This window comes from Kibdelosporangium aridum (genome assembly GCF_900176515.1).
Lineage (GTDB): Bacteria > Actinomycetota > Actinomycetes > Mycobacteriales > Pseudonocardiaceae > Kibdelosporangium > Kibdelosporangium aridum.
Genome location: NZ_FWXV01000011.1, coordinates 323,666 through 347,972, shown reverse-complemented (window position 1 = coordinate 347,972; position 24,307 = coordinate 323,666). Strand labels below are relative to the sequence as shown.

Sequence of the window (24,307 nt, the reverse complement as noted above, 5' to 3'; positions counted from 1 at the left end):
GGTGAAATGAACGGTCCGCTTTTACCGCCATCAGCGTTCACCCGGCGCGACCTGCTCAGAGCGACTTTGCTGGGAGCCTTCACGACCGCAGGCTGTTCCTCTGTCGGCGCAGGCCTGCTCAACGCACCGCCCGACGCCGCATCGGTGTCGTACTGGAACCTCTTCGGCGGTGGTGACGGCGACCGCATGCGCCAGATGGAAGACGGGTACCGCAAGGCGAATCCCCACATCGAACTGCGGTCCGTCACGCTCTCATGGGGCAATCCGTACTACACGAAGCTTGCGCTTTCCACGGTCGGCGACCGCCCTCCCGACGTCGGGGCGGCGCACCTGAGCCGGATAAAGACCCTGGTGCAGGGGAACCTGCTGCAGCAGTTGCATCCCGAAGACCTGGAACGGCACGGCATGACGGCCGAGAAGTTCACCCGGCGGGCGTGGGAGGCCGGTCTGGTCGACGGGAAGATCTACGCGATCCCGATCGACACGCACCCGTTCGTGCTGTTCTACAACACGAAGATCTGCGAGCAGGCCGGCCTGCTCGACGCCGAGGGAAACCTTGAACCGATCGAGGGCCCGGACGCGTTCCAGGACGCCTTGAGCAAGGTCAAGCAAGTCACGGGACGGTACGGCGCGACGCACGGCATCACGTCCCCTTCCTCGGCGCCGTGGCGGCTTTTCCAGACCCTGTATGCCCAACTGGGCGGCGAGGTGCTGGCCGACGACGGCACCCGGATCGTGCTGGACGATGCCAAGGCCAAACAGGTGCTCGACTACCTGCGGGTGCTTACCGTCGAGAAAGGACTCATGCCCGGCAGTATCGACTACCAGGGTGCGATCGCGCTGTTCGCAGGCGGTGCGGCCGGATTCCACCTCAACGGTGGGTGGGAGGTCTCTTCCTTCCAGGAGGCCGGGATGCCGTTCAGCATGACGTTGGTGCCCAACGTCTTTGGCGGTCCGTACGCGGTGCAGGCCGACTCGCACACCCTCGTGCTACCGGTGCGGCCCGACCAGGATCGTGCCGCGCTCGACCGCGCGCTTGGCTTCGTCCGGTCGATGCTCGACCAGAGCCTCACGTGGGCGCAGGGCGGTCATGTGCCGACGTGGCAACCGGTCGCCACCAGTGAGGCATACCAGAAGCTCACGCCGCAGTCCCAGTACGCGGCGGCCGCCGCCTCCGCCGTCTACGACCCGCCCGGCTGGTACTCCGGTTCGGGGTCGAACTTCGAGACCGTCATGGGCTCGGCCGTCGGCGCCGTCGAGGCGGGCGACATGTCGCCTGTGGACGCTGTCGCACAGATCCGCTCGAAGCTGGCCGTTCTGGCTGCCACCGCGTCACCGGTGTGACCCGCAACGAGGAGGTTGGCCGTGGCCAGCACCGAAACCACCGGCCCAGCCGGAACAGTCACACCGGCGAGGACCGAACCGCGCACCACTGGCCCGACGCGTCCGCCGAGGGGCGCGAAGCGCGAGAACCGGTTGTCCGGGCACGGGTGGCCGGCGCTGTTGTTCCTCGCCCCGTTCCTCGGGCTGTACCTGCTTTTCATCGTCGGGCCGGCCATCTACGGCCTGGTGATGAGCTTTTTCCACACCAGCATGGTCGCTCCGGGCCTCGGCGAGTTCGCCGGCTTCGCCAACTACGCCGAAGCCCTTTCCAGCAGCGACTTCTGGTCGGCGCTGTGGCACACGATCTGGTTCACGATCCTCACCACGCCGCCGCTCATCGTGCTGGCGCTGGTGTTCGCACTGCTCGCCGAGCGGGCTCGCCGGGCGCGGTGGTTCTTCCGCCTGGCGTTCTTCCTGCCCTACATCCTGCCGTCGGCGGTCGTCGCGCTCATCTGGATCTGGATGTACACGCCGGAGCTCGGCTTGCTCAGCCAGGCGGTGACGTCGTTGGGCTTCGCCGAACCGGACTGGCTCGGCGATCCGGACTTCGCGATGGTGTCGTTGGCCATCACCACCGTGTGGTGGACACTCGGCTTCAACTTCGTGCTGTACCTGGCTGGTCTGCAGGAGATCCCGCGTGAGCTGTACGAGGCCTCGGCCATCGACGGCGCCGGACCGTGGCAGCAGATCCGCCTGATCACCGTGCCGCTGCTGGCCCGTACCACGTCGCTGGTCGTGGTGCTGCAGGTGATCGCTTCGCTGAAGGTGTTCGACCAGATGTACATCATGACCCAGGGCGGCCCGAACTTCGCGACCCGTTCGCTGCTGCAGTACGTCTTCGACATCGGGTTCACCGACTTCCGCAGCGGCGCCGCCGCGGCTGCGTCCACATTGTTCTTCGTTGTGGTGCTTGCGGTGTCGGCCTTCTGGCTCGTCATGACCCGCCGCCAGGAACCGGAGCTGTAGACATGGCAATCCTCGCGCACAAAGACGCCCAGCCGCTGACCGCCACACAGGCGGAGCGCTACGCCGCGTCCGCGGACCGCCGCACACGCCTGTTCAACCGGTGCTGCACCGGGGTGCTCATCGCGTTCGCTCTGCTGTGGCTCGTGCCGCTGGCCTGGGCCCTTGACACCGCCCTCAAACCCAACGGCGAGACCATCGACCCGACCTGGGTCATCGAGAACCCCACTCTCGCCTCGTTCCAGACGATCCTCGCCGAGGGCAACATCATCAACTGGTACGCCGCGAGCTTCATCATCTCGGCGCTCGCGGCGACCGGGACGGTGCTCACCGCCAGCCTGGCCGCTTATGCGTTGTCCCGCATGCGGTTCCGGTACCGCTGGCTGGCGTTCTGGTTCATCCTGATCGGGATCATGATCCCGCGCCAGGTGCTGATCGTGCCGCAGTTCCGCGAGCTCGGCGCTGTCGACTTGTTGAACACGTACTGGGCAGTGATCCTGCCCGCGATCCCCACCGCGATCGCGGTGTTCGTCTTCAAACAGTTCTTCGACGGAATTCCCAAGGACCTCGACGAGGCAGCGCGCATCGACGGAGCGAGTTTCTTCCATACCTACCGGCGGATCGTGCTGCCCCTCGCGCGCCCGGCCGTGTCGGCGGTGGCGATCTTCAGTTTCGTCTGGGCGTGGAACGACCTGCTGTGGCCGCTGCTCGCGCTGACCAACCCGGACATCATGACGATCCCGGTCGGTCTGGCGACGGTGCAGGGCTCGTACGGGATCCGTTACGCCGACACGATGGCCTCGGCCATTCTCGGCGCACTTCCACTGGTGCTGGTGTTCCTGCTTTTCCAGCGCCGCATTGTCGAAGGAATCGCCGGCACCGGCCTGAAGGGATAGTTCATGCAGCACGTCGCGTTGACGATCGACCCCGCGTTTCGCATCGGCGAGGTGGACCCACGCCTCTACGGGTCCTTTGTGGAACACATGGGCCGGTGCGTCTACACCGGAATCTACGAGCCGGGCCACGCCACCGCGGACGGTGAGGGGTTCCGGGGCGACGTCGCCGAACTGGTCAGGGAACTCGACCCGCCGCTCATACGGTACCCGGGCGGGAACTTCGTGTCCGGCTACACCTGGGAAGACGGCGTGGGCCCGCGGGAGAAGCGGCCGGCCCGGCTCGATCTCGCCTGGCGCTCGGTGGAGACCAACGAGGTGGGCCTCGACGAGTTCACGAAATGGACCCGCAAGGTCGGCAGCGAGCCGATGATGGCGGTCAACCTCGGCACCAGGGGCATTGAGGCGGCCCAGAACCTCGTCGAGTACACCAACCACCCAGGCGGCACCTACTGGTCCGATTTGCGCCGCCGGAACGGAACCGCGGAGCCACACGGCATCAAACTGTGGTGCCTGGGCAACGAGATGGACGGGCCGTGGCAGATCGGCCACAAGACCGCGGAGGAGTACGCGCGACTCGCAGCCGAGACAGCGAAGGCGATGCGGCGGGTCGACCCGTCGATCGAGCTGGTCGTGTGTGGCAGTTCGCACCAACGGATGCCGACGTTCGGCACGTGGGAGGCGACTGTGCTCAGCGAGACGTACGACCTGGTCGACTACGTCTCACTGCACAGCTACTACGAACAACGCGGCGACGATCGTGGCAGCTTTCTCGCCAGCGGGACCAACATGGACCGGTTCATCGAGTCGGTCATCGCCACCTGCGACCACGTCCGTGGCGCAGGACAGCACAAGAAGCGCGTCAACCTCGCCTTCGACGAGTGGAATGTCTGGTACCAAAAGAGGTTCGCCGGTCCGGACAACCTCGACGTGGCCACACACCCGCGCCTCATCGAGGACGAGTACTCGGTGGTCGACGCGGTCGTGGTCGGCAGCCTGCTGATCTCCTTGCTGCGCCACGCCGACCGGGTGAAGATCGCCTGTCTCGCCCAGCTCGTCAACGTCATCGCACCGATCCGGTCCGAACCGGACGGTCCGGCGTGGCGGCAGACCACCTTCCATCCGTACGCACTGACATCCCGCCATGGGCGCGGGGTCGTCCTGCGGGTCGAGCCCATCAGCCCCACCTACGAGACCTCATGGATGGGGGAGGTACCGGTCGTTGACGCCACCGCAGTCCACCACGAGGAATCCGGTGCGGTCACGCTCTTCGCGGTCAACCGCGACCAACACGAGCCACTGACACTCGACATCGACATACGGTCGTTGCCGAGCCTGGCGATCGGCGAGCACGTGGCGCTGTTCGACGAGGATCCCGACGCCACCAACACCCGCGACAACCCGGACCGGGTCACCCCGACCCGATTGGCCGACGTGAAGACCGCCGACGGAACGATCACCGCGGTGCTGCCTGCACTGTCCTGGAACATGATCCGGCTGCGGACCGCGTAGGCGCCAGGCGACGGACCAACGACGGTGCCTAGAAGGTGGCTTCTCCATCGCCCTCGGCCATGTGCTCGCGCAGCCAGCGCTCGGACGTACCGACATGGATCAAAGCGGTCGCGTGCGCCGCAGCTGCATCACCGTCGACCAACGCCTGATAAATCGCGGTGTGCTGGGCCAAGGTGAGAGGTGCCGCGTTGTTGTCGGTCATGCCCCGCCATACCCTTGCCCGCAAGGTTCTGCTGGAGATCCCGTCCAGCAGCGTCGCCAGCGCCTCGTTGCCCGTGGCGGTGATCACCGCGCGGTGAAAGGCCGCGTCGTGGAAGTTCAGCAGTTCGACATCGTCGGCGGCCGCATGCATCGCCTGCAGGTGCTCGTGCACGACCGCCAGATCGGCCTGCGATATCCGGGTCGCGGCCAGTGCCGTCGCGGCGGGTTCCAGCAGCCGACGGACCTCCATCAGTTCAAGCAGTGTGTTGCCCTGCATGAGTTCCACCGCGCTGCCCAGCCCCGCCAGCAGCAGGCTCGGCGCGAGGCTGGTGACGTACGTGCCGTCACCACGACGCACATCGAGGACACCGGCCACCGCCAACGCCTTCACAGCCTCACGCACCGGGCTGCGCGACATGCCGAGCTCCGCGGTCAGCTCATGCTCGGCAGGCAGCTTCGCACCAGCCGGGAACCGGCCAGACCGAACCAGCTCACGGATCCGCGAGATGGCCTCGTCGGTCAGTGACATCTCGGCTGAACTCCTCGACACCTCAGGCGGCCGGACGGATATCGGGCCTGGTCCATCCCATCGTAGTGACGTGGTGGCCGGTAGTCGCGTGGTTGCGGTGGCGTCAACCTAACAAACATATGATGTATCGACGCTATTCGGATCGAATCTGGACATTCTTAGGTTGATGGCGTAGCCATACATGTGATGTCTCCGCAGTGGTGAGGACCGAGCGAGAGGTGATCACGTGGTCGAAGTGATCAGTGCCATCGAAGCCTTGGACGTTCGGTTCCCGACCTCACTCAGCTTGGACGGGTCGGACGCGATGAACCCGGAACCCGACTACTCGGCGGCCTACGTGACCATCCGGACGAGCGCCGGTGAGGAAGGGTACGGCCTCGCATTCACTGTCGGCCGCGGCAACGACGTCCAAGTCGCTGCCGTCCGCGCGCTGGTGCCGCTCGTGCTGGGCATGCCTGTGGCCGACGCGTTCGCCGATCTCGGAGCGTTCTCTCGTCGCCTGACTGGAGACAGCCAGTTGAGGTGGCTGGGCCCGGACAAGGGAGCCATCCACATGGCCGCGGCCGCGATCGTCAACGCGGCCTGGGATTTGCGGGCACGCCGCGAAGGCAAACCAGTCTGGCGCCTGCTCGCCGAGATGTCGCCCGACGAGTTGGTGGACCTCGTCGACTTCCGTTACCTCCAGGAAGCGCTTACCCGCGATGAGGCGCTGGACATCCTCCGCCGCGCCGAACCAGGGCGTGCCGCTCGCCAGGCCGAACTGCTCGCGTCGGGCTATCCCGCGTACACCACGACTCCAGGCTGGCTCGGCTATTCGCCGGAGAAGCTGGCCACGCTCGCGGCGGCGGCGGTCAACGACGGATTCAGCCAGATCAAGCTCAAGGTCGGTGCCGATCTGCACGAGGACGTCAGGCGGCTGCGGCTGGCGCGTGAGGTCGTCGGGCCCGGTATCCGGATCGCCATCGACGCCAACCAGGCGTGGGGCGTCGGGCAGGCCATCGACTGGCTGCGGCCGCTGGCGCAGTTCGACCCGTATTGGATCGAGGAACCGACGTCGCCGGACGATGTGCTGGGGCACGCCGCGATCCGCCGGGCGGTGGCGCCGATCAAGGTGGCCACCGGCGAACACACGCACAACGCCGTGATGTTCAAGCAGTTGCTGCAGGCGGATGCGATCGACATCCTGCAACTCGACGCCAGCCGGGTCGCGGGGGTGACCGAGAACATCGCGATCCTGTTGCTGGCGGCCAAGTTCGGCGTTCCCGTGTGCCCGCACGCGGGTGGTGTCGGGCTCTGCGAGATGGTGCAGCACCTGTCGATGTTCGACTTCGTCGCGGTCAGCGGTACGCAGCAGGACCGTGTCATCGAGTACGTGGACCACCTGCACGAGCACTTCGTCGACCCGGTGCGAATCGAGGCCGGGAGATACCTCGCGCCGCTGACACCCGGACTCGGCGCCCGGCTGCACGCGGATTCCGTTGCTCGCTACCGGTTTCCCGACGGCCCGGCGTGGCGCGAGACCAAGGCGGTGGTCGCGTGAGGGGCCACCTTCGCCAGAGAACCTGTCAACGAGGAGAGGTCATGAAGTTCCAGCACCTGTGTGCCGGCGTGCTCACCGCAGCCGCGTTGGCCGCTTGCAGCGGCGGGGGTACCGCCACCTCGTCCGGGGCGACCGTCGTGGGCGTCGACTATCCACGCTCCGACACCGACTTCTGGAACGCCTACATCAAGTACGTGCCGCAGTTCGGCGGGCAGTCCGGGCTGGAGTTGAAGACCACGAACTCGCAGAACGACGTCGCCACCCTGACCGCGAACGTGCAGACGATGATCAGCCAAGGCGTCAAGGGCGTGGTGATGGCGCCGCAGGACACCGCGGCGGTCATCCCGACGCTGCAACAGTTGGCCAGTAAGAAGATCCCGGTCGTGTCCGTGGACACCAGGCCGGATCAGGGCAACGTCTACATGGTCGTCCGGGCGGACAACCGGGCGTACGGCGAGAAAGCGTGCCGGTTCCTCGGTGCGAAACTGGGTGGTGCGGGCAAGGTCGTGATGCTGCAAGGCGATCTGGCCTCGATCAACGGACGGGACCGCACCGAGGCCTTCAACGAGTGCATGAAGGCGAACTTCCCCGGGGTCACGGTCTTCGGCGAGGCCACCAACTGGGACGCGAACACCGCGGCCCAGAAACTCCAGGTCCGGCTGACCGCGAACCCGGACATCAAGGGCGTCTACATGCAGTCCAGCTTCGCGCTCGCGGGAACCCTCCAGATTCTCAAGCAGCGCGGGCTGCTCGTGCCCGCCGCTGACCCGAAGCACGTGTTCATCGTGTCCAACGACGGTATTCCCGAGGAACTGGACAAGATCCGGGCGGGGGAGATCGATGCCACCGTGTCGCAGCCCGCTGACCAGTTCGCCAAGTACTCGCTGCAGTACATCAAGGACGCCATCGACGGCAAGACGCCGGTAGCGGGCAAGACCGATCACGACAGCACGATCGTGCAGGTTCGGGAGGGCCTGATGGAGGACCAGCTGGCCGCGCCGCTGGTCACCGCGGACGGCGGCACCTTCGGGCCGGTAACCAGTGTCAAGGTCGACGACAAGTCCTTGTGGGGCAACAGCAAGAGCTGATCGCGCCTGCGGAGGAGGAGACGAAACATGAGCACGGTGCCGGTCGCCGAGGCACGTCAGCTGGTCAAGCGGTTCGGTGCCACGGTCGCGCTGGACCATGCCGACCTTACTGTCCTTCCTGGACATACACACGCCCTCGTCGGTCGCAACGGCGCGGGCAAGTCGACTCTGGTGTCCATCCTCACTGGACTGAGCGAACCGGATTCCGGGACCGTACAACTGGATGGGCGACCGGCGCCGGGACTGTCCGATCGGGACGCCTGGCGTGCCAAGGTCGCCTGCGTGTACCAGAGATCGACGATCATCCCGGAGCTGTCGGTGGCCGAGAACGTCATGCTGAACCGGCAGGAGACCCGCGGTGGCCTCATCCGTTGGCGTTCGGTCCGCAGGCAGGCCACTGAACTGCTCGAACGCTGGTCGGTGGACGTCGACGTCCGGCGGATGGCGGGGGAGCTGGGTGTGGAGCAGCGGCAGTTCGTCGAGATCGCGCGATCGCTGTCGTTCGGCGCGCGGTTCGTCATCCTCGACGAGCCGACCGCACAGCTTGACGGGGCCGCCATCACCCGACTGTTCCGGCACATCACCGAGTTACAGCGGCAGGGCGTCACGTTCCTGTACATCAGCCACCACTTGGACGAGGTCTACGAGATCTGCGACACGGTCACGGTGTACCGCGACGCCAGGCACGTCATGACCGCACCGGTGGCCCAACTGCCCAAGGCCGATCTCGTCGCGGCGATGACCGGTGAGAACGCCGTCACGGCGGAAACCCGGGCCACATCGGTCAAGAAGGGCTTGCGACCGGTGCTCGAGGTACGCGAATTGAGCCTCGATTCCTTGTACCACACCGTGTCCTTCGACATCGCGCCAGGCGAGATCGTCGGCTTGGCCGGGGCAGGCGGCAGTGGCAAGACCGAACTCGCCGAGACCCTCACCGGGCTGCGCAAGGCCAGCAGCGGATCCATCCTCATCGGAGGCGACAGTCCTCGTCCCGGCGACGTTCCGGCGGCACTCGCCGCCGGAATCGGGTTTGTCCCGGAAGACCGTCACCACCAGGGTTTCGTGCCCGAGATGTCCATTGCGGACAACATCACCATGACGGTGATGGACCGGCTCGGACCGGGGGTCTTCGTGCGTGCGGGCGAGCGTGACCGGCTGGCCGGGGCGATGATCACCCGGCTTGAGGTCAAGACCCCAGGCCCCGAACTGCCGGTGTCGGCGTTGTCCGGCGGCAACCAGCAGAAGGTCGTCATGGCCAGGGCACTGGCCGCGGATCCCCGCCTGCTGGTGCTGATCACGCCGACCGCCGGAGTGGACGTGCGCTCCAAGGAGTTCCTCCTCGGCAAGGTCGCCGAAGCCGCCGCCCAAGGCACCGCGGTGCTGATCGCCTCCGACGAACTGGACGACCTGAGGCTGTGCGACCGGTTGCTGGTCATGGTGCATGGACGGCTGACCACCGAACTGCCCGCAGGCTGGCAGGACCGAGATGTCGTGGCCGCCATGGAAGGAGTCGACCTCGATGCCTGACAGTCCCGCCGCGTTACGCGTCGAGTCGCGGACCGAGTCCGGTGCCGTGCCGTCACGCCGAATCGCCCTCGCCCGCCTGCGCGACTTCGCGCTGGTACCCGGGATCATCGCCATCGCTGTCGTCGGACAGTTGGTCAACCCGGTGTTCCTGCAATACGACAACGTGATCAACATCGTGCAGACCATGTCGGAGATAGCACTGCTGGTGCTCGCCCAGACCATGGTGCTCGTCGTCGGCAAGATGGACCTCTCATTGGAGTCCACGTTCGGCCTGGCGCCGGGAGTGGCGGCCTGGCTGACGATCACCGGCGGTCATTCCCTTGGCCTGCTGCCCGGCTGGGCCGCGCTGCCCGTGGTACTCCTCGTCGGGGTACTGGTCGGCGCGCTCAACGCCCTGCTGATCGTCCGGTTCGGGCTGAGCGGGTTCGTGGTCACCCTCGGCATGCTGATCGTCCTGCGCGGCCTGCTCACTGGTGTCTCAGGTGGACAGACGTTCTTCGGCCTGCCCGATTCCATGCTGTACCTCGGAACCACGCTGTGGGCCGGTATCCCGGCATCGATCTGGCTGTGCCTGCTGTTGTTCGCCGGTGGCATCATCCTGTTGGGCCACACCCGGTTCGGCCGCAGTCTCTACGCGATCGGCGGCAACGTGGACGCGGCGAAGGCCGCGGGCATCCGGACCGATCGCATCATCTGGATCGTCCTCATCACGGCCAGCGCCCTCGCCGCACTCGGCGGGCTGTTGCTTTCCGGCCGGCTCGCTTCCGTGGCCGCCGCACAGGGCGACGGATACATCTTCACCGTGTTCGCGGCAGCGGTGATCGGCGGCGTCAGCCTCAACGGCGGCCGTGGCACCATTTTCGGCGCCTTCACCGGAATCCTGCTGCTCTACATGATCCAGAACGTGCTCACCCTCGCCGGTGTGCCCGCGCAGTGGATCGGCGCACTCAACGGCACGATCATCCTGGTCGCGCTGGTGATGTCGCGCATCACCAGCGGCAAACGGCAGAACTAGCACAGTGTTGGCGCCCTCGCTTGGTGGTCCAGTTCTAACTCCTGCTTGGTTCTGCGCTGGACTCGTCGGTATCGCGGGTGTCCGACAGGCCGCTGAGCAGGTCGGCGACGGTGTGGGCGCGGATGCCGGGAAGGGGGTCGGTGGTGAACCTGCTCGCCACCGCCCGTACGTAGTCCTCGGCCGGCGTCGCGAGGCCGTCGTAGACCTCGGCGAACAGGTTTCGGGCGGGCTCTCGCAGCCAGCCCGGCGGGAGCAGTTGGATGGGTAGCTGGGGGTCGAGGATGGGCAGGCGGCGGTAGCTGTCCATGACTTCGGTACGGGCCCGCACCGCGTCAGCGCCGACGATCCGGGCGGCGTGTATCCGGTCCGGCAGTGGGCTCCACTGCCGGATGAAGGATTCGTACTGCCGGGCAATGGCGTCCGTGTCCCATGCGTCCATGGGGTCGCGGCGGATCGTCGAGTCGAGGTCGACGTGCCGGGCGCGGAACACGGTCAAGGTGCCGAAAGTGAGCCGGGCCAACTGTGTTCTGGTGCGTTCGGTGAGATCGCGTGGTGAGATCCAGAGGCCGTCGTACAAAGGGGCGTAGCCGAGCCATCGCAGGCGGCTGCGCAGTTCGCGCCGCTGGGTGACCGCGTCCCGCGGCAGCGAGAAGGCGATCAGCGTCCACTGTTGGTCCCAGGTCTTCGTTCCGGCGGCCGAGGAGACGATCGCCCTGCCGCCGGTGGACAACACGAGCGCGGCGGCGGATGTCAGCCGGTAGGAACTGTTGCGGCCTTGCCTGCTGACCTCCAGCACGCCGCGCCGGGCGAGCCGGCTGATGGCTGCCCGGGCACCCGCGTGGCTCACGCCGGCCTCGCCCAGGAGGGCCACGATGGCAGCCGACGGCAACGCGGCCCGGCTGGCGAGGGTGTAGTCGGCCAGCAGCGTCACGGCCAAGCCCTGTGGCGCGTTTCCGGCTTGCCATCGGGGAAGCCGGACCGTTTCGCCAGGGAAGATCTCCTCGATGTCGTACGGGCTTGTCACAGCGACGGCTCCGGCAAGGTTCAGGCGGACCTTTCGACACCTGACTGTAGACGGCCTGAGCCGTGCTGTCGGTCTGCGTGATCACCTTGTGTCGCACGGGTTCTCACCGACCGGGACGGTGCATTGACACTTTCTGTACCGAGGTACATGCTAAGTGTCACGCGATGGTCATGGTGGCCGATCCAGGCACCAGGCACAGCAGTCGCTGCCCACTCCGCCTGGCACCTGATCGCGTGGCACCCAAGGCGCGCGTCGCCTCTGTGACTGTTGCTACGCCGACTGGTCGACCCACGCGGCTTGTCGGCGGACACACCACGCGTACTCCAGCCCTGTAACGCGGGTCGTGCACGCACGCCCGCACTCAACCGCGCATGTCGGCAGTTTCCGCGCGGAACAAAGGAGTTCGGCAATGAAGATCAGACGAAAGCTCTCAGTCGCCGCAGTCGTGTCACTGGCCTTGGCCGGTCTCGTCCTCCCGATGGCCACTCCCGCGGCCGCGGCGTCGTTGACCGAGGTCACCAGCTTCGGCAACAACCCAGGCGGGATGCGCATGCACATCTACGTGCCTGATTCCCGTCCGGCCAACCCAGCCATCGTGGTGGCGATGCACGGCTGCGGTGGCTCGGGACCCGGCTTCTACTCCAGCAGTGAGTTCGCCTCGCTGGCCGACCGGCAGGGGTTCATCGTCATCTACCCGAGCGCGCAGCAGCAGGCCGGGTTCGGCAAGTGCTTCGACACCTGGTCGGACGCGGCCAAGCGCCGTGGCGGCGGCAGCGACCCGGTCTCGATCGTGTCGATGGTGACCTATGCCCAGCAGCGCTACGGCGGCGACCCGAACCGGGTCTTCGCCACCGGATCATCGTCCGGCGGCATGATGACCAACCACATGCTGGCTGTCTACCCGGACGTGTTCAAGGCAGGCGCCGCGTTCATGGGCGTGCCCTTCAACTGCTTCGCCGGCGCGGCGGACTTCCCGCCCGGGCGAAGCAAGTGCACAGGCGGAAGCATGAACCGTACCCCGCAGCAGTGGGGAGACGCGGTCCGGCAGGCCTACCCCGGCTACACCGGCCCTCGCCCGCGCATGCAACTGTGGCACGGCACTGCCGACACACTCGTGCCGTACTCGTTGCTGGAAGAGGAAATCGAGCAGTGGACCAACGTGTTCGGGCTGAGCCAGACGCCGACGTCCAGTGACACGCCTCAGCCCAATTGGAACCGCCGTCGCTACGCGAGCAGTTCCGGCACTGTCCCAGTGGAGGCGTACAGCATCCAAGGCGCCGGGCACAGCCTGCCGTCCGGTGGCATGGCCGCGCAGGCCATCGCGTTCTTCGGACTCTGAACGACAACCTGATCTGACCGCGATGAAGGGCTCGCCGACCGGCGAGCCCTTCGTATCTGTACGAATCCCTAATGGTGATGCCAAGTGACGTACGTGCAACCGTCGACGTCAGCGGGCACGGTGTGGGCGTTGGGGATGTCGACTGGTCGGCACCACAGGTAGTGCAAGCCAAGGCGTTCGGTGCCCACTTGCCCGGCGGTGATCGCGAACCCGTTGCCGAAGGCCCAGTCGGGGTTGTCAGTGAGCTGCCCGGTCGACATCCCGCGCTGCCAGAACTCCTGCAGCGCCCGCTGCTGGTCCGGTTTGAACAGCACCAGGCCGAGCTTGGCGTGTGGTTTCACCGAGCACGTCGCCCACTCCGCGACGAACGGCTCGTACCAGGAATACCGCAGTGGACCGAGATAGTCGGCCAGTTCCTCCTTCGACGCCGTCTTCACGTCGTCGCACTCGTCGGTGGATCGCTGCACCCAGGCGGACACATCAGGCAACGACGTGAAGTGCTGGCCGAGCGCCGCGGCGCCGGAGCTGGCCGCCGGAACGACACCGTGGCTGTGGGACTGCGGCTCGCTGGAACAGCCGGCCAGCAGAAGCACAGCCACGGTGACGATTCGCCGCATGCGGGTCATTTCCTTTCGCTGCTGGGAACGCGCGTCAGGATGTGGCACAACTCGTTCCGTTGAGCGTGAAGGTGGTTGGTGCGGTGGCGGTCGATGCGGTGATCGTGCCGTTGAATCCGAACTCGACAGTCGCACCCGGCGCGATGACGCGGTTGGAACCGCCGTTCTGTGCGCTCACCTCGGCCGCTGGCTGGGAAACCTGCGCGTTCCACGCGTGGGTCACCTTCTGCCCGTCGGCGTGTGTCCACTGCAGAGTCCAGCCGTCGATGGCGGCCGAACCGGTGTTGGTGACCTTCAGGTTCGCCGTGAAGCCGCCGGACCACTGACTGGGCACGGTGTAGCCGACCTGGCAGTTGCCAGGCGGTGGCGTGGATGTCGTGGTGAAACTGACCACTGTGGACGCGGGGGAGCGGTTCCCGGCAGCGTCCTTGGCCACGACGTAGTAACCGTACACGGTCTGCGGCGACAGGCCGGTGAGGGCGAGCGAGGTGCCGCCGGAGGAGGAGACGAGCACGTCGGTGGTGCCGGTCCGGCGGTATACCTCGTACTCGGTCACGCCGACGTTGTCGGTTGCCGCGGGCCAGCTCAGCTGTGCCGTCGTACCGGTGACGCCGCTGACGGCTGGGGTTCCGGGCGCGGTGGGCGGCTGGGTGTCCGGAGGTCCGCTGCTGCCGCCGAAGTTCACGTCCGAGCAGTTGTAGAACGCCTCAGGGCTGTCCGACCGCTGCCAGATCGAGTAGATGATGTGCCTGCCGGACTTGTTCGGCAGCCGCCCGCTCCACGTGTACTCGGCGCCTTCCGGCCCGCTGCCGTTGATCGGCGGGTTGGTGACGCTGTTGAACGGCGCTGACTCCAGGTCCGACCACTTCAACGGCTGGCTGGGGTTCCAGCCGTCACGGGTGATGTACTGGCTCCATGTGCCGGGGTGCGGCGCCCAGGCGTTGTACCGGAACGTGATCGCGGCGCCGGACTGCAGCTGGGTGGTCGGCCAGTCCGTGCGGGCCAGGTTGTAGCCGTCGTACTTGGTGGTGGGGCCGCACAGCTTGCCGTCCGGGATGATCTCGCGGTGCCTGCCGCCCGCGTTGCTGATCAGGTTGCCGAACCAGTCCCACAACGGTTGTTTGCCGCCGATGGCCACGGCCGCCTTGCACGCCGGGTTCTGCGGGTTCAGGTCGCCGCCACCCCCGGCTTTCCCGTCGACGTAGCAGGCATGTGTTCGGGTGGACGGAAACGTCATGCCGCCGTGGGCCTGTGCTGTTGTGGCTGGAACGACCAGCAAGGCGCCGACCACGGCCGAGCCAAGCACAGCGGCAAGGAACGCGCCGTTGCGTCGATGTCGCACGAGATGTCTCCCTCGGGTGCAGGGGTGAGGATTTCTGGGAGCGCTCCCAGAAATGGGTAGCATCCGGAGCATTCGGGTGTCAACCCGCCGCCCGCGACCAAGATCGCTTACGGCACAGCTCATTCCCGTCACTCAGGGGCTGAAATCGAAGCGCCCCATGAACATCGGGACCAGTTGAAACGTCCGCGGCCGGCGGCGATTTCGACGAAACTGCCACACCGCCGCTCGCCGCGAGCGGCCCGTGATCGGCGCGATCAGGAACTGTTGGGTACCAGTCGCCATCGATTGTCGGCTGAGCCGTTGTCCGGGTCCTGCACCGCCTGGGCGCCTGCGCTGCTGGAGCCGTTGAGGATGCCCAGGAGTTTGCCGCTGTTGACGTTCCGGATCTTGTACGTGCCGTCGCTGTTGTCGATCAGAGTCCACTTGTGGTCGGCGGTGCCGGTGTCGGACCACTGCAGGACACGGGCGTTGTCCGCGGTCGACATGTTCTCGACGCCAAGGACCTTGCCGCTGTTGAGGTTGCGGATCCGGACGTTGCCGCCGTCGGTGATCAGTTGCCAGTTGTGGTCGGCGGTGCCGTTGTCGTGCCACTGCACGGCCATGGCGCCGTCCGCGAGGGACATGTTCTGGATCCCGAGCACCATGCCGCTGGCCGCGTTGACGAGCCGGTAGCTCGCGGAGCCGCTGGCGACGCTCCAGTAGACGGTGTAGTTGTAGCCGTGCGCGTCGTGGAACGCGCCAAGGTTCACGGTTGTGCCGTCGGCGGTGGCGGTGAAGGCGAGCGACGAGGTGCTGGTGCGTGTGATGGAGTTGACGTTGAGTGATGGCAATCGGTTCAACGTGGTGCTGCCGTAGTTGCCTGCCAGGACCGCGGGGCCGTAGGTGATGGCTGCGACATTCGGATTGTCGTTAGCGGGCCGCATGATCACTCGCATGGGCAGGCGGAGGGTGACTGTGTCGCCGGACGTCCATGTGCGGGTGAGGTTCGCGTAGCTGCCGGGAGTGGCTGCGATGTTCTGGGCCACCCCGTTGACGCTGACGGTTGCGTTGCTGGTCCATCCGGGGATGCGCAGGCGCATTGTCCACGAGCCGCTGACGTTGCCCGTCACGCTGATGGTGGTCGTGTCGCTGGCCGGATAGTTGGTGGTCTGGGTGACCGAGATGTTGCGAGCCGACCACGTCAGGACTGACGGCGTGTAGAGGTTCACCGTCAGGGTTGTGCCGTTGTGGAAGTAGATGGAGTCGGCGAGCTTGGTGTTGGTCTCCAGGCCTGTGCCCTGGCAGCACCAGAAGGTGCCGTAGTCGGTGCTCCAGGTGCCGCCGCCCCACGCAGGCCCGGTGTTGCCGCGGCGGTGACCGGGGTTGAGGCCGGTGAAGTAGCAGATGTGGCCGTGGCTGTCGGTCGGGTTCTGCTGGCCGATGAGGTGATTGAGCAGGGCACGTTCGTAGTAGTCGAAGTAGCCGGCGTCATTGGGGTCAAGCAGCCAGAGTTCCCTGGTCAGCTTCAGCATGTTGTAGGTGTTGCACGCCTCGGCGGTGTCGGTGTTCAGGTAGGAGGCGATGGCGTTGGGCGCACGGAAGTGCTCAGCCTGGCTGTTGCCTCCGATGACGTAGGTGTGCGCTGCGACGGTGATGTTCCAGGCGTTGCGGGCGATGTCCCGGTAGCGCGTGGTGCCGGTGGCCTTGTACTCACGAATGGCACCGATCCACTTGGGTACCTGCGTGTTGGCGTGCAGGCCATTGAGCTGGTCGCGGTTTGCGGCCAACGGGTCGAAGACGGCCGCGTGGTCGAATCGCTGCGCCGCGACGAGCCAGCGGGAATCACCCGTCTGCTGGTACAGATCGGCCAGCACGGCGTTCATCCCGCCGAATTCTGTTCGCAGCACGGTCTGCATCTGGCTGTAGGACAGCCTTCCGGTGCGCCAGTCCACCCATCCGGCGAACCGGAGCAGCACGTCACGCGCCTGGGTGTTGCCGATGTACCGCCACGCGTCCAGCAGACCGGCCAGCGTCTTGTGGATGGCGTAGTAGGAGACGGCCTTGGGCGTGCCTGCCTCAAGCGCATCCAGATCCGACTCCGGGAACCCCGCCAGGTAACCGGTGGAGAAGCCGGCCGCGGAGTTGTTCGCCTGGCACTTGGCCAGCTCCGCGACCATGTGATTTGCCTTGTCACGGCATGTGGTGTCGCCAAGAACGGCCCACGCCTGCGCCCACGCGGTGAGGAAATGCCCCTGACTGTGGGTGCGGAACGGGAAGTTCGGCGCTTCCCAGCCCCCGAGCGGGGTCGCGCCGTTGGTCGAAAGCCGGTGATTGGCACGGAAGTTGTACAGCAGCCGGTTGACGTCGACGAACCGCAGGTAGGACAGGGTGCGGTTCTGGTTGTCCAGCCAGCGGCCCGCGGTGAGCCGGACCTCTCCGAGGTCGAAGGGATGGGCCGAGACGCCGATGTCAGTGCGGACCGGAGGAATGGCAGCCGCCTGCGCGGGCGTGGTGAACAGCGCTGGTGCGGTGGTGGCCACACCTGCGACACCCAAGGCCTGAAAGAGCTTTCGCCGGTTCAACGGTGAGGACGACATTGTTCTCCCAAGATCGCGGATTACGGCGTTGTCAGATCGAAGCGCCGGACTGTGACCGTGCCGCCGAGGGCCTGGGTGGCGTGGTTGAAGATGCCGTACCGGTAGCCCATGAAGAACTGCCATGTGTTGTTCAGCGTGAAGGCGGGGCCCAGTGCGGTGAAGGTGACTCCGTCGGTGCTGTAGGAGAAACGGGCTTGCCGGTTCGCCCCGGGGCGGATGTCGGCCTGGATGCGTAGCCAGATCCTGCCACCTGACACGTTGGCGCTCGCGGCTTCGGTGCCGGTACCTGTGGTGTTCCAGTTGCTGTCCATGGTCAGGTTGTTGGTCATCACGACCCGTGTGCCGCCGTTGTCGCGTTTGACCCCGACCCACGCCGAGGATTGGCGGAGCATGGCCAGCCCGGCGCGGTCGCCGTCACGCATGCCGCTGTAGTCCAGTTCGATCGTCGCTGTCGACGTGGGGCCTTGGATGCGGTGCGTCAGTGTGTTGCGGGCGGAGTACAGGTCGTTGGTGACGGTCGCGGTCTGCAGCCGCAGACCGTTGTCGACCGACCAACGGGAATTGTCGGGGTTGTGGTTCCACTCCCATTGCGGCCCGAGTGTGGTGCCTGGGAACGTGTCAGTGCCCGTGAGGGGTTTGACCGTACGCGGCGGTCGAGGCACGTTGGGATAGGGGTAGTTCACGCCCCACGTGCCGTTGACGGTTTGCAGGACAGGCCATCCATCCGAGGTCCATGAGATCGGTGCCAGTGCGGGGACTCGGCCGCCGGGGTACGCGTCTACAAAGGACATGTAGTGCCACTGGCCGTTCTGGGTCTGCACGAGCCCGCCCTGGTGCGGAACACCGCCGCCCGGGATCGGTCCGGGAAGGTCGAGAAGGAGTTGCCGCATGGTGTACGGGCCGAACGGGCCGTTGTCGGACTTCAGGATGTACTGGCCGTTGGCCGGGCGGGTCAGGAAGATGTAGTAGCTGCCGTTGCGCTTGTAGAAGCGGGCTCCTTCCAAGGTGCCGACGTTCGGGGGCGTGCTGAACACCTGCTGGGCCCGAACCTGGCTGCGCCCGTCGGCCGACAGCTGGGCGACGCTGATCGTGGTGTTGCCGTAGGCGACGTACATGGTGTCGTTGTCGTCGATCAGCAGACCGGCGTCGTAGTAGCAGTTGTCGATCGTGGTGTGCCGGGTCCACGGCCCTTCGACAGTGCTTGCCGTGTAGATGTAGGTGTTGTCGAAGTCGATGCAGCCTGCCCAGTAGAAAGTCTTGTTGCTGGGCCGGTAGTTGAGGGTCGAGGCCCAGATGCCACGGACGTAGCCGCGGCTGCCGTTGAGGTCGTACTTGGATCCGAAGTCCAGGGAGGGGACGGAGTGACCGGCGAACTCCCAGTTGACGAGGTCGTAGGAGCGCAGGATCGGGGCGCCGGGGGAGTAGTGCATTGTCGATGCGGAGGCGTAGTACGTGTCGCCGACGCGAATGATGTCGATGTCGGCGAAGTCCTGCCAGACGACCGGGTTGGTGTACGGCGTCGACGGTGGCCACTCGCCGCTGCCGGTGCCGACTCGGACGAGTTGCCACTGCTGGTTGGCGCCGTTCCAGTCGGTGTACTGGACGACGTTGGCGCCATCCATTGTGGACGCGTTCTGCACTTCGACGGATTTGCCGCTGTTGCGGTTGATCAGGCGGACGTATCCGCCGTCGGAGTCGCTGAGACGGAACTGCTGGTTGGCGCCATTGCCGTCGGCCCACTGGACGATGCCGGCGCCGTCCGCGGTGGACCAGTTGGAGACATCGAGAACCTTGCCCGAGTGGCGAGACTTCAGACGGTAGTAACCGTTGCCGGAATCGACGAACTGCCACTGCTGGTTGGCGCTGTTGCCGCGGGTCCACTGGGTGATCCGGGCGCCGTCGTTGGTGGCGAGGTTGTAGACGTCCAATGCCTTGCCGCTGTTACGGTTCACCAGGACGTACCAAGCGCTCGTGTCGACTGTGGCTGCCGTACTCGGTGTCGCACCGAGCGCGGCCACAACACCGCTCACCAGGACCGTTGCCATGATCGACGCCAGCCTTGACCGCCAGCCACGTCGCTGTACGGCAGACATCGTGTATCTCCTTCCGGGCAGGTGCGGGCAGATCCGTGCCGAACGGCTGTTGTGAGTACTCAGAAATCCAAGATCAACCCGCTGAAGCGGATCCGTCGGATGTTCCCGGGCTAGGCCACGGAGACCCGATATCGCGGCGGCAGTCCCTGTTTCGGACGATGCTGGGCCATCGCGAGCGGTAGGACCATCGGTGGTTCAGGACGAACCACCTGCAGTGCGCTCAGCGTGAGTGTTAGCGCTAACATAACTGTCCGTTCGTCGTGCAGGCGCGAATCGGCTCATGGGTGGGCGAAGCCAGGGGCTCCAAGGATGGATGCAACCCTGGCAATGCTTGCCCTAGACTCTGAACGACAACGTTCCAATAGTCAAGACGCGTAATCGGCCTGGCTCTTGGCGATCAAGCGCTGTGACTGTCCAATGTGGAGCACTGACGGCCGGCTCTGCCGTCCAGGGGGCATGTCGTCCACGGCCTGAAGTTCGAAACTTTCGCCTCTGGGATCGGTGTGACCAAACATATGATGTCTGGCTAACGGGATGCTGGGTGGTCCCTATCGTCTTTCCGCAAGGAATGCCTAGGTCGTGCGGTGTCTGTGGGTATAGGGCTGGACGGATGTGGGCGCGTCCTCTATACATACATATGTTGTTTGCGATCCTGGTGAGTCGAAGCGGATCAATGGACTGGTCGCCGCTCATCGGCAGGACAAGGGAGTCCACAGTGGAACAACATTCGTCCTGTGCTGCGCCTGACGTTCACACTCCCATGTGAAGGACTGCCTGTGGGCGCCTCTTCTTCGCAGGAGCCGTGTCGATCATGAGTGTTATCGCTGACACGAGCCTTGTGCACTGATGGAGCGCCTTGGCGGACCGGGTCGCACTGCCCGCACGTGAGTCCGGTCAGTCCCAACACAGCAAGGACCAGTGGAGGATCGACATGCCGGATGTGACGCGACGGCAAGCGATGAAGTTCGGAGCCGCGGGTGCCGGAGCGGTGCTGTTACCGGCCCAGTGGACGGCGGACGCTCGAACCATCGACGCGCAAGCGGCCGACGATCTGGCATTGTGGTACGACAAACCGGCTGGCACGGACTGGCTCCGAGCGCTGCCGGTCGGCAACGGACGGCTCGGTGCCATGGTGTTCGGCAATACCGACACCGAGCGGCTGCAGCTCAACGAAGACACGGTCTGGGCTGGCGGCCCACACGACTACAGCAACTCGCGGGGCGCCGGAGCCTTGCCGGAGATCCGGCGCCTGGTGTTCGCGAACCAGTGGACGCAGGCGCAGGATCTGATCAACCAGGCGATGCTCGGCAACCCGGCGGGCCAGCTCGCGTACCAGCCTGTCGGCGATCTCAGGCTCACGTTTCCCAGTGCTGGCGGGGTGTCCGGTTACCAGCGGCGGCTCGATCTCACCACCGCCACGACGGTCGTGACCTACGTGGCGAACAACGTGCGGTACCGGCGTGAGGTTTTCGCCAGCGCTCCGGACCAGGTGATCGCCGTGCGACTGACCGCGGAGACCCCGGGTTCGATCTCGTTCACGGCTTCGTTCAGCACTCCGCAGCGCGCCACGGCATCCAGCCCTGACAACACAACGATCGCCCTGGACGGCCGTTCCGGTGACCAGCGAGGCATCGCCGGCTCGGTGCGGTTCCTCGCTCTGGTCAAGGCCGTCACCGAAGGCGGAAGCACCACCAGTTCGGGCGGCACGCTCCGAGTGTCCAATGCGAACAGTGTGACCCTGCTGATCTCGATCGGCACGAGCTACGTCGACTACCGCAACGTCAACGGTGACTACCAGGGCATTGCCCGCAGGCACCTCAACGCCGCCCAGGGCACCGCGTACGAGACTCTTCGAAGCCGGCACATCGCCGACTACCAGAAGCTGTTCGGGCGCACCACCTTCGACCTCGGCCGCACCCCGGCGGCCGACCAGCCGACCGACGTCCGGATCGCGCAGCACAACAACGCGAACGACCCGCAGTTCTCCGTCCTGCTCTTCCAGTACGGCCGGTATCTGCTTATTTCCTCCTCGCGGCCCGGAACGCAGCCGGCCAACCTGCAGGGCATCTGGAACGACCAGATGGCCCCGTCGTGGGACTCGAAGTACACCATCAACGCCAACCTGCCGATGAACTACTGGCCAGCCGACACGACGAACCTCGCCGAATGTCACGAGCCGGTGTTCAAGATGATCAACGACCTCACAGTGACTGGTGCCCGTACCGCGCAAGTGCAGTACGGCGCCCGCGGCTGGGTCACGCACCACAATACCGACGCCTGGCGCGGATCGTCGGTCGTCGATGGCGCGTTCTGGGGGATGTGGCAGACCGGCGGCGCCTGGCTGGCCACGATGATCTGGGACCACTACCGGTTCACCGGTGACGTCGCGTTCCTGCGCGCCAACTATCCCGCGATGAAAAGCTCCGCCCAGTTCTTCCTCGACACCCTGGTCACCGAACCGAGCTTGGGATACCTCGTCACCAATCCGTCGAACTCGCCGGAACTGGCACACCACGCGAACGCGAGTGTGTGCGCGGGGCCCACAATGGACATGCAGATCCTGCGTGACCTGTTCGACGGCTGCGCTCGCGCCACCGAAGTGCTGGGTGTGGACGCCGAATTCCGAGGGCAGGTCGTGGCCGCACGCAACCGGCTGGCCCCGATGAAGGTGGGCTCGCGCGGGAACATCCAGGAGTGGCTGCACGACTGGGTGGAGACCGAGCCGGGCCACCGGCACATATCGCACCTGTACGGCCTGCATCCCAGCAACCAGATCACCAAACGCGGTACGCCCCAGTTGTTCGAGGCCGCCCGCAGGACTCTGCAGCTGCGTGGCGACGCCGGAACCGGCTGGTCGCTGGCCTGGAAGATCAACTACTGGGCCCGCATGGAGGAAGGCGGCCGAGCACACGATCTGCTCCGGTTCCTCGTGACGCCGGACAGGCTCGCCCCCAACATGTTCGACCTGCACCCGCCGTTCCAGATTGACGGCAACTTCGGCGCGACGTCCGGCATCGCGGAAATGTTGTTGCACAGCCACAACAACGAGCTGCACCTGTTGCCCGCGTTGCCGTCGGCGTGGCCGACCGGAAATGTCCAGGGCCTGCGCGGGCGCGGCGGGTACACGGTCGGCGCCGCGTGGACCGCGGGCCGGGCCATGGAGCTGTCCGTCACGCCCGACCGCGACGGCACTGTCCGCGTCCGCAGCCGGATGTTCACCAGTGGCTACGAACTGCATGACCGCACCAGTGGCAACCAGATCCAGCCGCAACGGATCGAGCCCGACCTGATCGAGTTCCCTGTCCAGGCCGGACACGCCTACCGCGCGACTGCCGTCGGATCGCCGCCCTCGGACCCCGAACCGGGCGTGTACTACAGGTTGACGGCTGCGCACAGCAGCAAGGCCGTCGACATCAACGGCGGGTCCACGGCTGCTGGTGCGACGGTGATCCAGTGGTCGGCCACCGGTGGCCCCAACCAGCAGTTCGACTTCCTCGACTCCGGTGGTGGCCACTACCGGATCCGGGCCCGGCACAGCGGCTTGGTGCTGCAGGTCGCCAGTACGAGCACCGGGGCCGACATCACCCAGCAACCGGACACCAACGCCACAAGCCAGCAATGGCGCGTGGCCGACCAGGGCGGCGGCACGGTCAGTCTGGTCAATAGGCAGAGCGGCCTGGCGATGGACGTGTGGAACATGTCGAACGCCGACGGCGCCCGCATTTCGCAGTGGACAGTCACCGGGGCGGCAAACCAGCGGTTCCAACTGCAACGGTCCTAGCGAACGGTGGACAGTCCGCAGTGGACGTTGTGTCACCCTTGGACCTTGGGCTGGCGGCGGGGACCCTGAGAGACTTCGCGGTCCGGTGGCGTCCACCGGACCGCGACAGTCAGATCTCAGACACGCACGATCCGCCATAGTTGGTTCTGGCTGCCGGTCGGCGGCCACTGCTTGGCCTGCGCTCCCATCTGCGTGCCACGGCCTGCGCCGTCGAGCAGGAAACCGGTCGCGCGGTTTGTGAGCGTGAACAAGCCGTTGCCGACTTCGACCGGGATCCATTGCAAGGCAGAGCTGCCGTCCCACCAGCGTTGCCCCACCCATGATCCGGCTGTCGTGGCTCCTCGGCCGTCGACGGTGAGACCGTTGGTCCGGTTGACCAGCCGGTAGTGACCGTCCCCGGTCTCGATCAGCTGGAACTGCAGGTTCGTGCTCGGGCTGCCGGGTTCCCACAACTTCATCGCGGTTCCTGGGTGGACCGGACCGCCACTGTCGAGCACCAGCGAGTTCACATGGTTGACGATCCGGTAAGACGCCGATGGATCGAACCGGGCCGCCACGGGTCCTTGCCCGGTCGAGGGCTGCGGCGGTGGTGAGTTCGTCGGGGATGGCTTGCTGGCCGGTGGTTGCGGCGTCGACCGAACCGGTTGCTTGTATGTCTCCGGTGGTGCCGCCACAGACGGTGCCACCACGGTGAGTTCTGTCGCCGCGATTTCCGTCGCAGTCACCGGCGGCACAGGGTCAGTGCTGTCTGGCAACGGTACGACGATGCCGGAGGCTCGATCGTCTGAGTCTGACACGATCACGGCCAGTGTCGTGGCGACGACCGCGACCATGACACCGGCCACTACTCTTTTTGCCCTGCGCCCCACGCGGATCTCCTCTGT

The 24,307-nt window shown here is 66.0% G+C and carries 17 protein-coding genes; 10 read left to right on the top strand and 7 right to left on the bottom strand.

All coding sequences use genetic code 11. The annotated features are described in order from the left end of the window. The first annotated feature begins 6 nt into the window (after window positions 1-6). Genes B9C43_RS44270 through arfA form a run of 4 tightly spaced genes read left to right on the top strand, consistent with a single transcriptional unit; the run spans window position 7 to window position 4,751 of the window. Window positions 7-1,344: an extracellular solute-binding protein gene (locus B9C43_RS44270; protein ID WP_084433355.1), complete on the top strand. Its 1,338-nt coding sequence runs from the start codon at window positions 7-9 to the stop codon at window positions 1,342-1,344. Between the two features lie 21 nt (window positions 1,345-1,365). After that, complete coding sequence (locus B9C43_RS44265) at window positions 1,366-2,349, top strand: carbohydrate ABC transporter permease (RefSeq protein ID WP_200825971.1); 984 nt, start codon at window positions 1,366-1,368, stop codon at window positions 2,347-2,349. A 2-nt stretch (window positions 2,350-2,351) separates the two neighbouring features. Next, on the top strand, window positions 2,352-3,242 hold the full coding sequence (locus B9C43_RS44260) for a carbohydrate ABC transporter permease (RefSeq protein WP_084433354.1): 891 nt from the start codon (window positions 2,352-2,354) through the stop codon (window positions 3,240-3,242). A 3-nt stretch (window positions 3,243-3,245) separates the two neighbouring features. Then, on the top strand, window positions 3,246-4,751 hold the full coding sequence (arfA, locus tag B9C43_RS44255) for an arabinosylfuranosidase ArfA (protein ID WP_084433353.1): 1,506 nt from the start codon (window positions 3,246-3,248) through the stop codon (window positions 4,749-4,751). 28 nt (window positions 4,752-4,779) lie between these two features. Here arfA and B9C43_RS44250 read toward each other — a convergent pair whose 3' ends face one another. Next, window positions 4,780-5,481, bottom strand: coding sequence for a FadR/GntR family transcriptional regulator (locus B9C43_RS44250; protein ID WP_033383805.1), 702 nt, complete (start codon window positions 5,479-5,481; stop codon window positions 4,780-4,782). Window positions 5,482-5,707: 226 nt separating this feature from the next. On the opposite strand from B9C43_RS44250, the gene B9C43_RS44245 reads away from it, so the two are divergent. The 4 genes from B9C43_RS44245 to B9C43_RS44230 are packed head-to-tail and all read left to right on the top strand — an operon-like array spanning window position 5,708 to window position 10,651. Continuing rightward, window positions 5,708-7,021 carry an enolase C-terminal domain-like protein gene (locus B9C43_RS44245; protein ID WP_033383789.1) on the top strand — a complete coding sequence of 438 codons (1,314 nt, stop codon included), beginning with the start codon at window positions 5,708-5,710 and terminating at the stop codon, window positions 7,019-7,021. Between the two features lie 41 nt (window positions 7,022-7,062). Then, window positions 7,063-8,109, top strand: coding sequence for a sugar ABC transporter substrate-binding protein (locus tag B9C43_RS44240; protein WP_084433352.1), 1,047 nt, complete (start codon window positions 7,063-7,065; stop codon window positions 8,107-8,109). A 27-nt stretch (window positions 8,110-8,136) separates the two neighbouring features. Continuing rightward, window positions 8,137-9,636, top strand: a complete 1,500-nt coding sequence (locus B9C43_RS44235) for a sugar ABC transporter ATP-binding protein (protein ID WP_084433351.1) — start codon at window positions 8,137-8,139, stop codon at window positions 9,634-9,636. Next, window positions 9,629-10,651 (top strand): ABC transporter permease, encoded by a 1,023-nt coding sequence (locus tag B9C43_RS44230; protein WP_084433350.1) that lies wholly within the window; start codon window positions 9,629-9,631, stop codon window positions 10,649-10,651. The genes B9C43_RS44235 and B9C43_RS44230 overlap by 8 nt, the downstream gene beginning before the upstream one ends. Window positions 10,652-10,685: 34 nt before the next feature. On the opposite strand, the gene B9C43_RS44225 is transcribed toward B9C43_RS44230, so the two are convergent. Beyond that, complete coding sequence (locus tag B9C43_RS44225) at window positions 10,686-11,675, bottom strand: PaaX family transcriptional regulator (RefSeq protein ID WP_051895597.1); 990 nt, start codon at window positions 11,673-11,675, stop codon at window positions 10,686-10,688. 478 nt (window positions 11,676-12,153) lie between these two features. Between B9C43_RS44225 and B9C43_RS44220 the strand changes: the two genes are divergently transcribed. After that, window positions 12,154-13,014 carry an extracellular catalytic domain type 1 short-chain-length polyhydroxyalkanoate depolymerase gene (locus tag B9C43_RS44220; RefSeq protein WP_380143967.1) on the top strand — a complete coding sequence of 287 codons (861 nt, stop codon included), beginning with the start codon at window positions 12,154-12,156 and terminating at the stop codon, window positions 13,012-13,014. A gap of 68 nt (window positions 13,015-13,082) precedes the next feature. Here B9C43_RS44220 and B9C43_RS44215 read toward each other — a convergent pair whose 3' ends face one another. From B9C43_RS44215 to B9C43_RS44200, 4 genes are all read right to left on the bottom strand, one after another. Continuing rightward, entirely contained in the window at window positions 13,083-13,631 is a 549-nt protein-coding gene (locus tag B9C43_RS44215; protein ID WP_084433349.1) for a hypothetical protein, read from the bottom strand. A gap of 34 nt (window positions 13,632-13,665) precedes the next feature. Further along, window positions 13,666-14,973, bottom strand: a complete 1,308-nt coding sequence (locus tag B9C43_RS44210) for a lytic polysaccharide monooxygenase (RefSeq protein WP_235039209.1) — start codon at window positions 14,971-14,973, stop codon at window positions 13,666-13,668. Between the two features lie 254 nt (window positions 14,974-15,227). After that, a complete protein-coding gene (locus B9C43_RS44205) occupies window positions 15,228-17,492 on the bottom strand; it encodes a beta-L-arabinofuranosidase domain-containing protein (RefSeq protein ID WP_235039208.1) in 2,265 nt (754 codons plus the stop codon). Between the two features lie 77 nt (window positions 17,493-17,569). Then, entirely contained in the window at window positions 17,570-19,642 is a 2,073-nt protein-coding gene (locus B9C43_RS44200; protein ID WP_084433347.1) for a family 43 glycosylhydrolase, read from the bottom strand. Between the two features lie 856 nt (window positions 19,643-20,498). Between B9C43_RS44200 and B9C43_RS44195 the strand changes: the two genes are divergently transcribed. Further along, window positions 20,499-23,423 (top strand): glycosyl hydrolase family 95 catalytic domain-containing protein, encoded by a 2,925-nt coding sequence (locus B9C43_RS44195; RefSeq protein WP_235039207.1) that lies wholly within the window; start codon window positions 20,499-20,501, stop codon window positions 23,421-23,423. A 116-nt stretch (window positions 23,424-23,539) separates the two neighbouring features. Here B9C43_RS44195 and B9C43_RS44190 read toward each other — a convergent pair whose 3' ends face one another. Next, the gene (locus B9C43_RS44190; RefSeq protein WP_143447028.1) at window positions 23,540-24,292 is read right to left on the bottom strand and encodes an RICIN domain-containing protein; all 753 of its coding nucleotides are present in this window, start codon (window positions 24,290-24,292) and stop codon (window positions 23,540-23,542) included. Window positions 24,293-24,307: the final 15 nt, after the last annotated feature.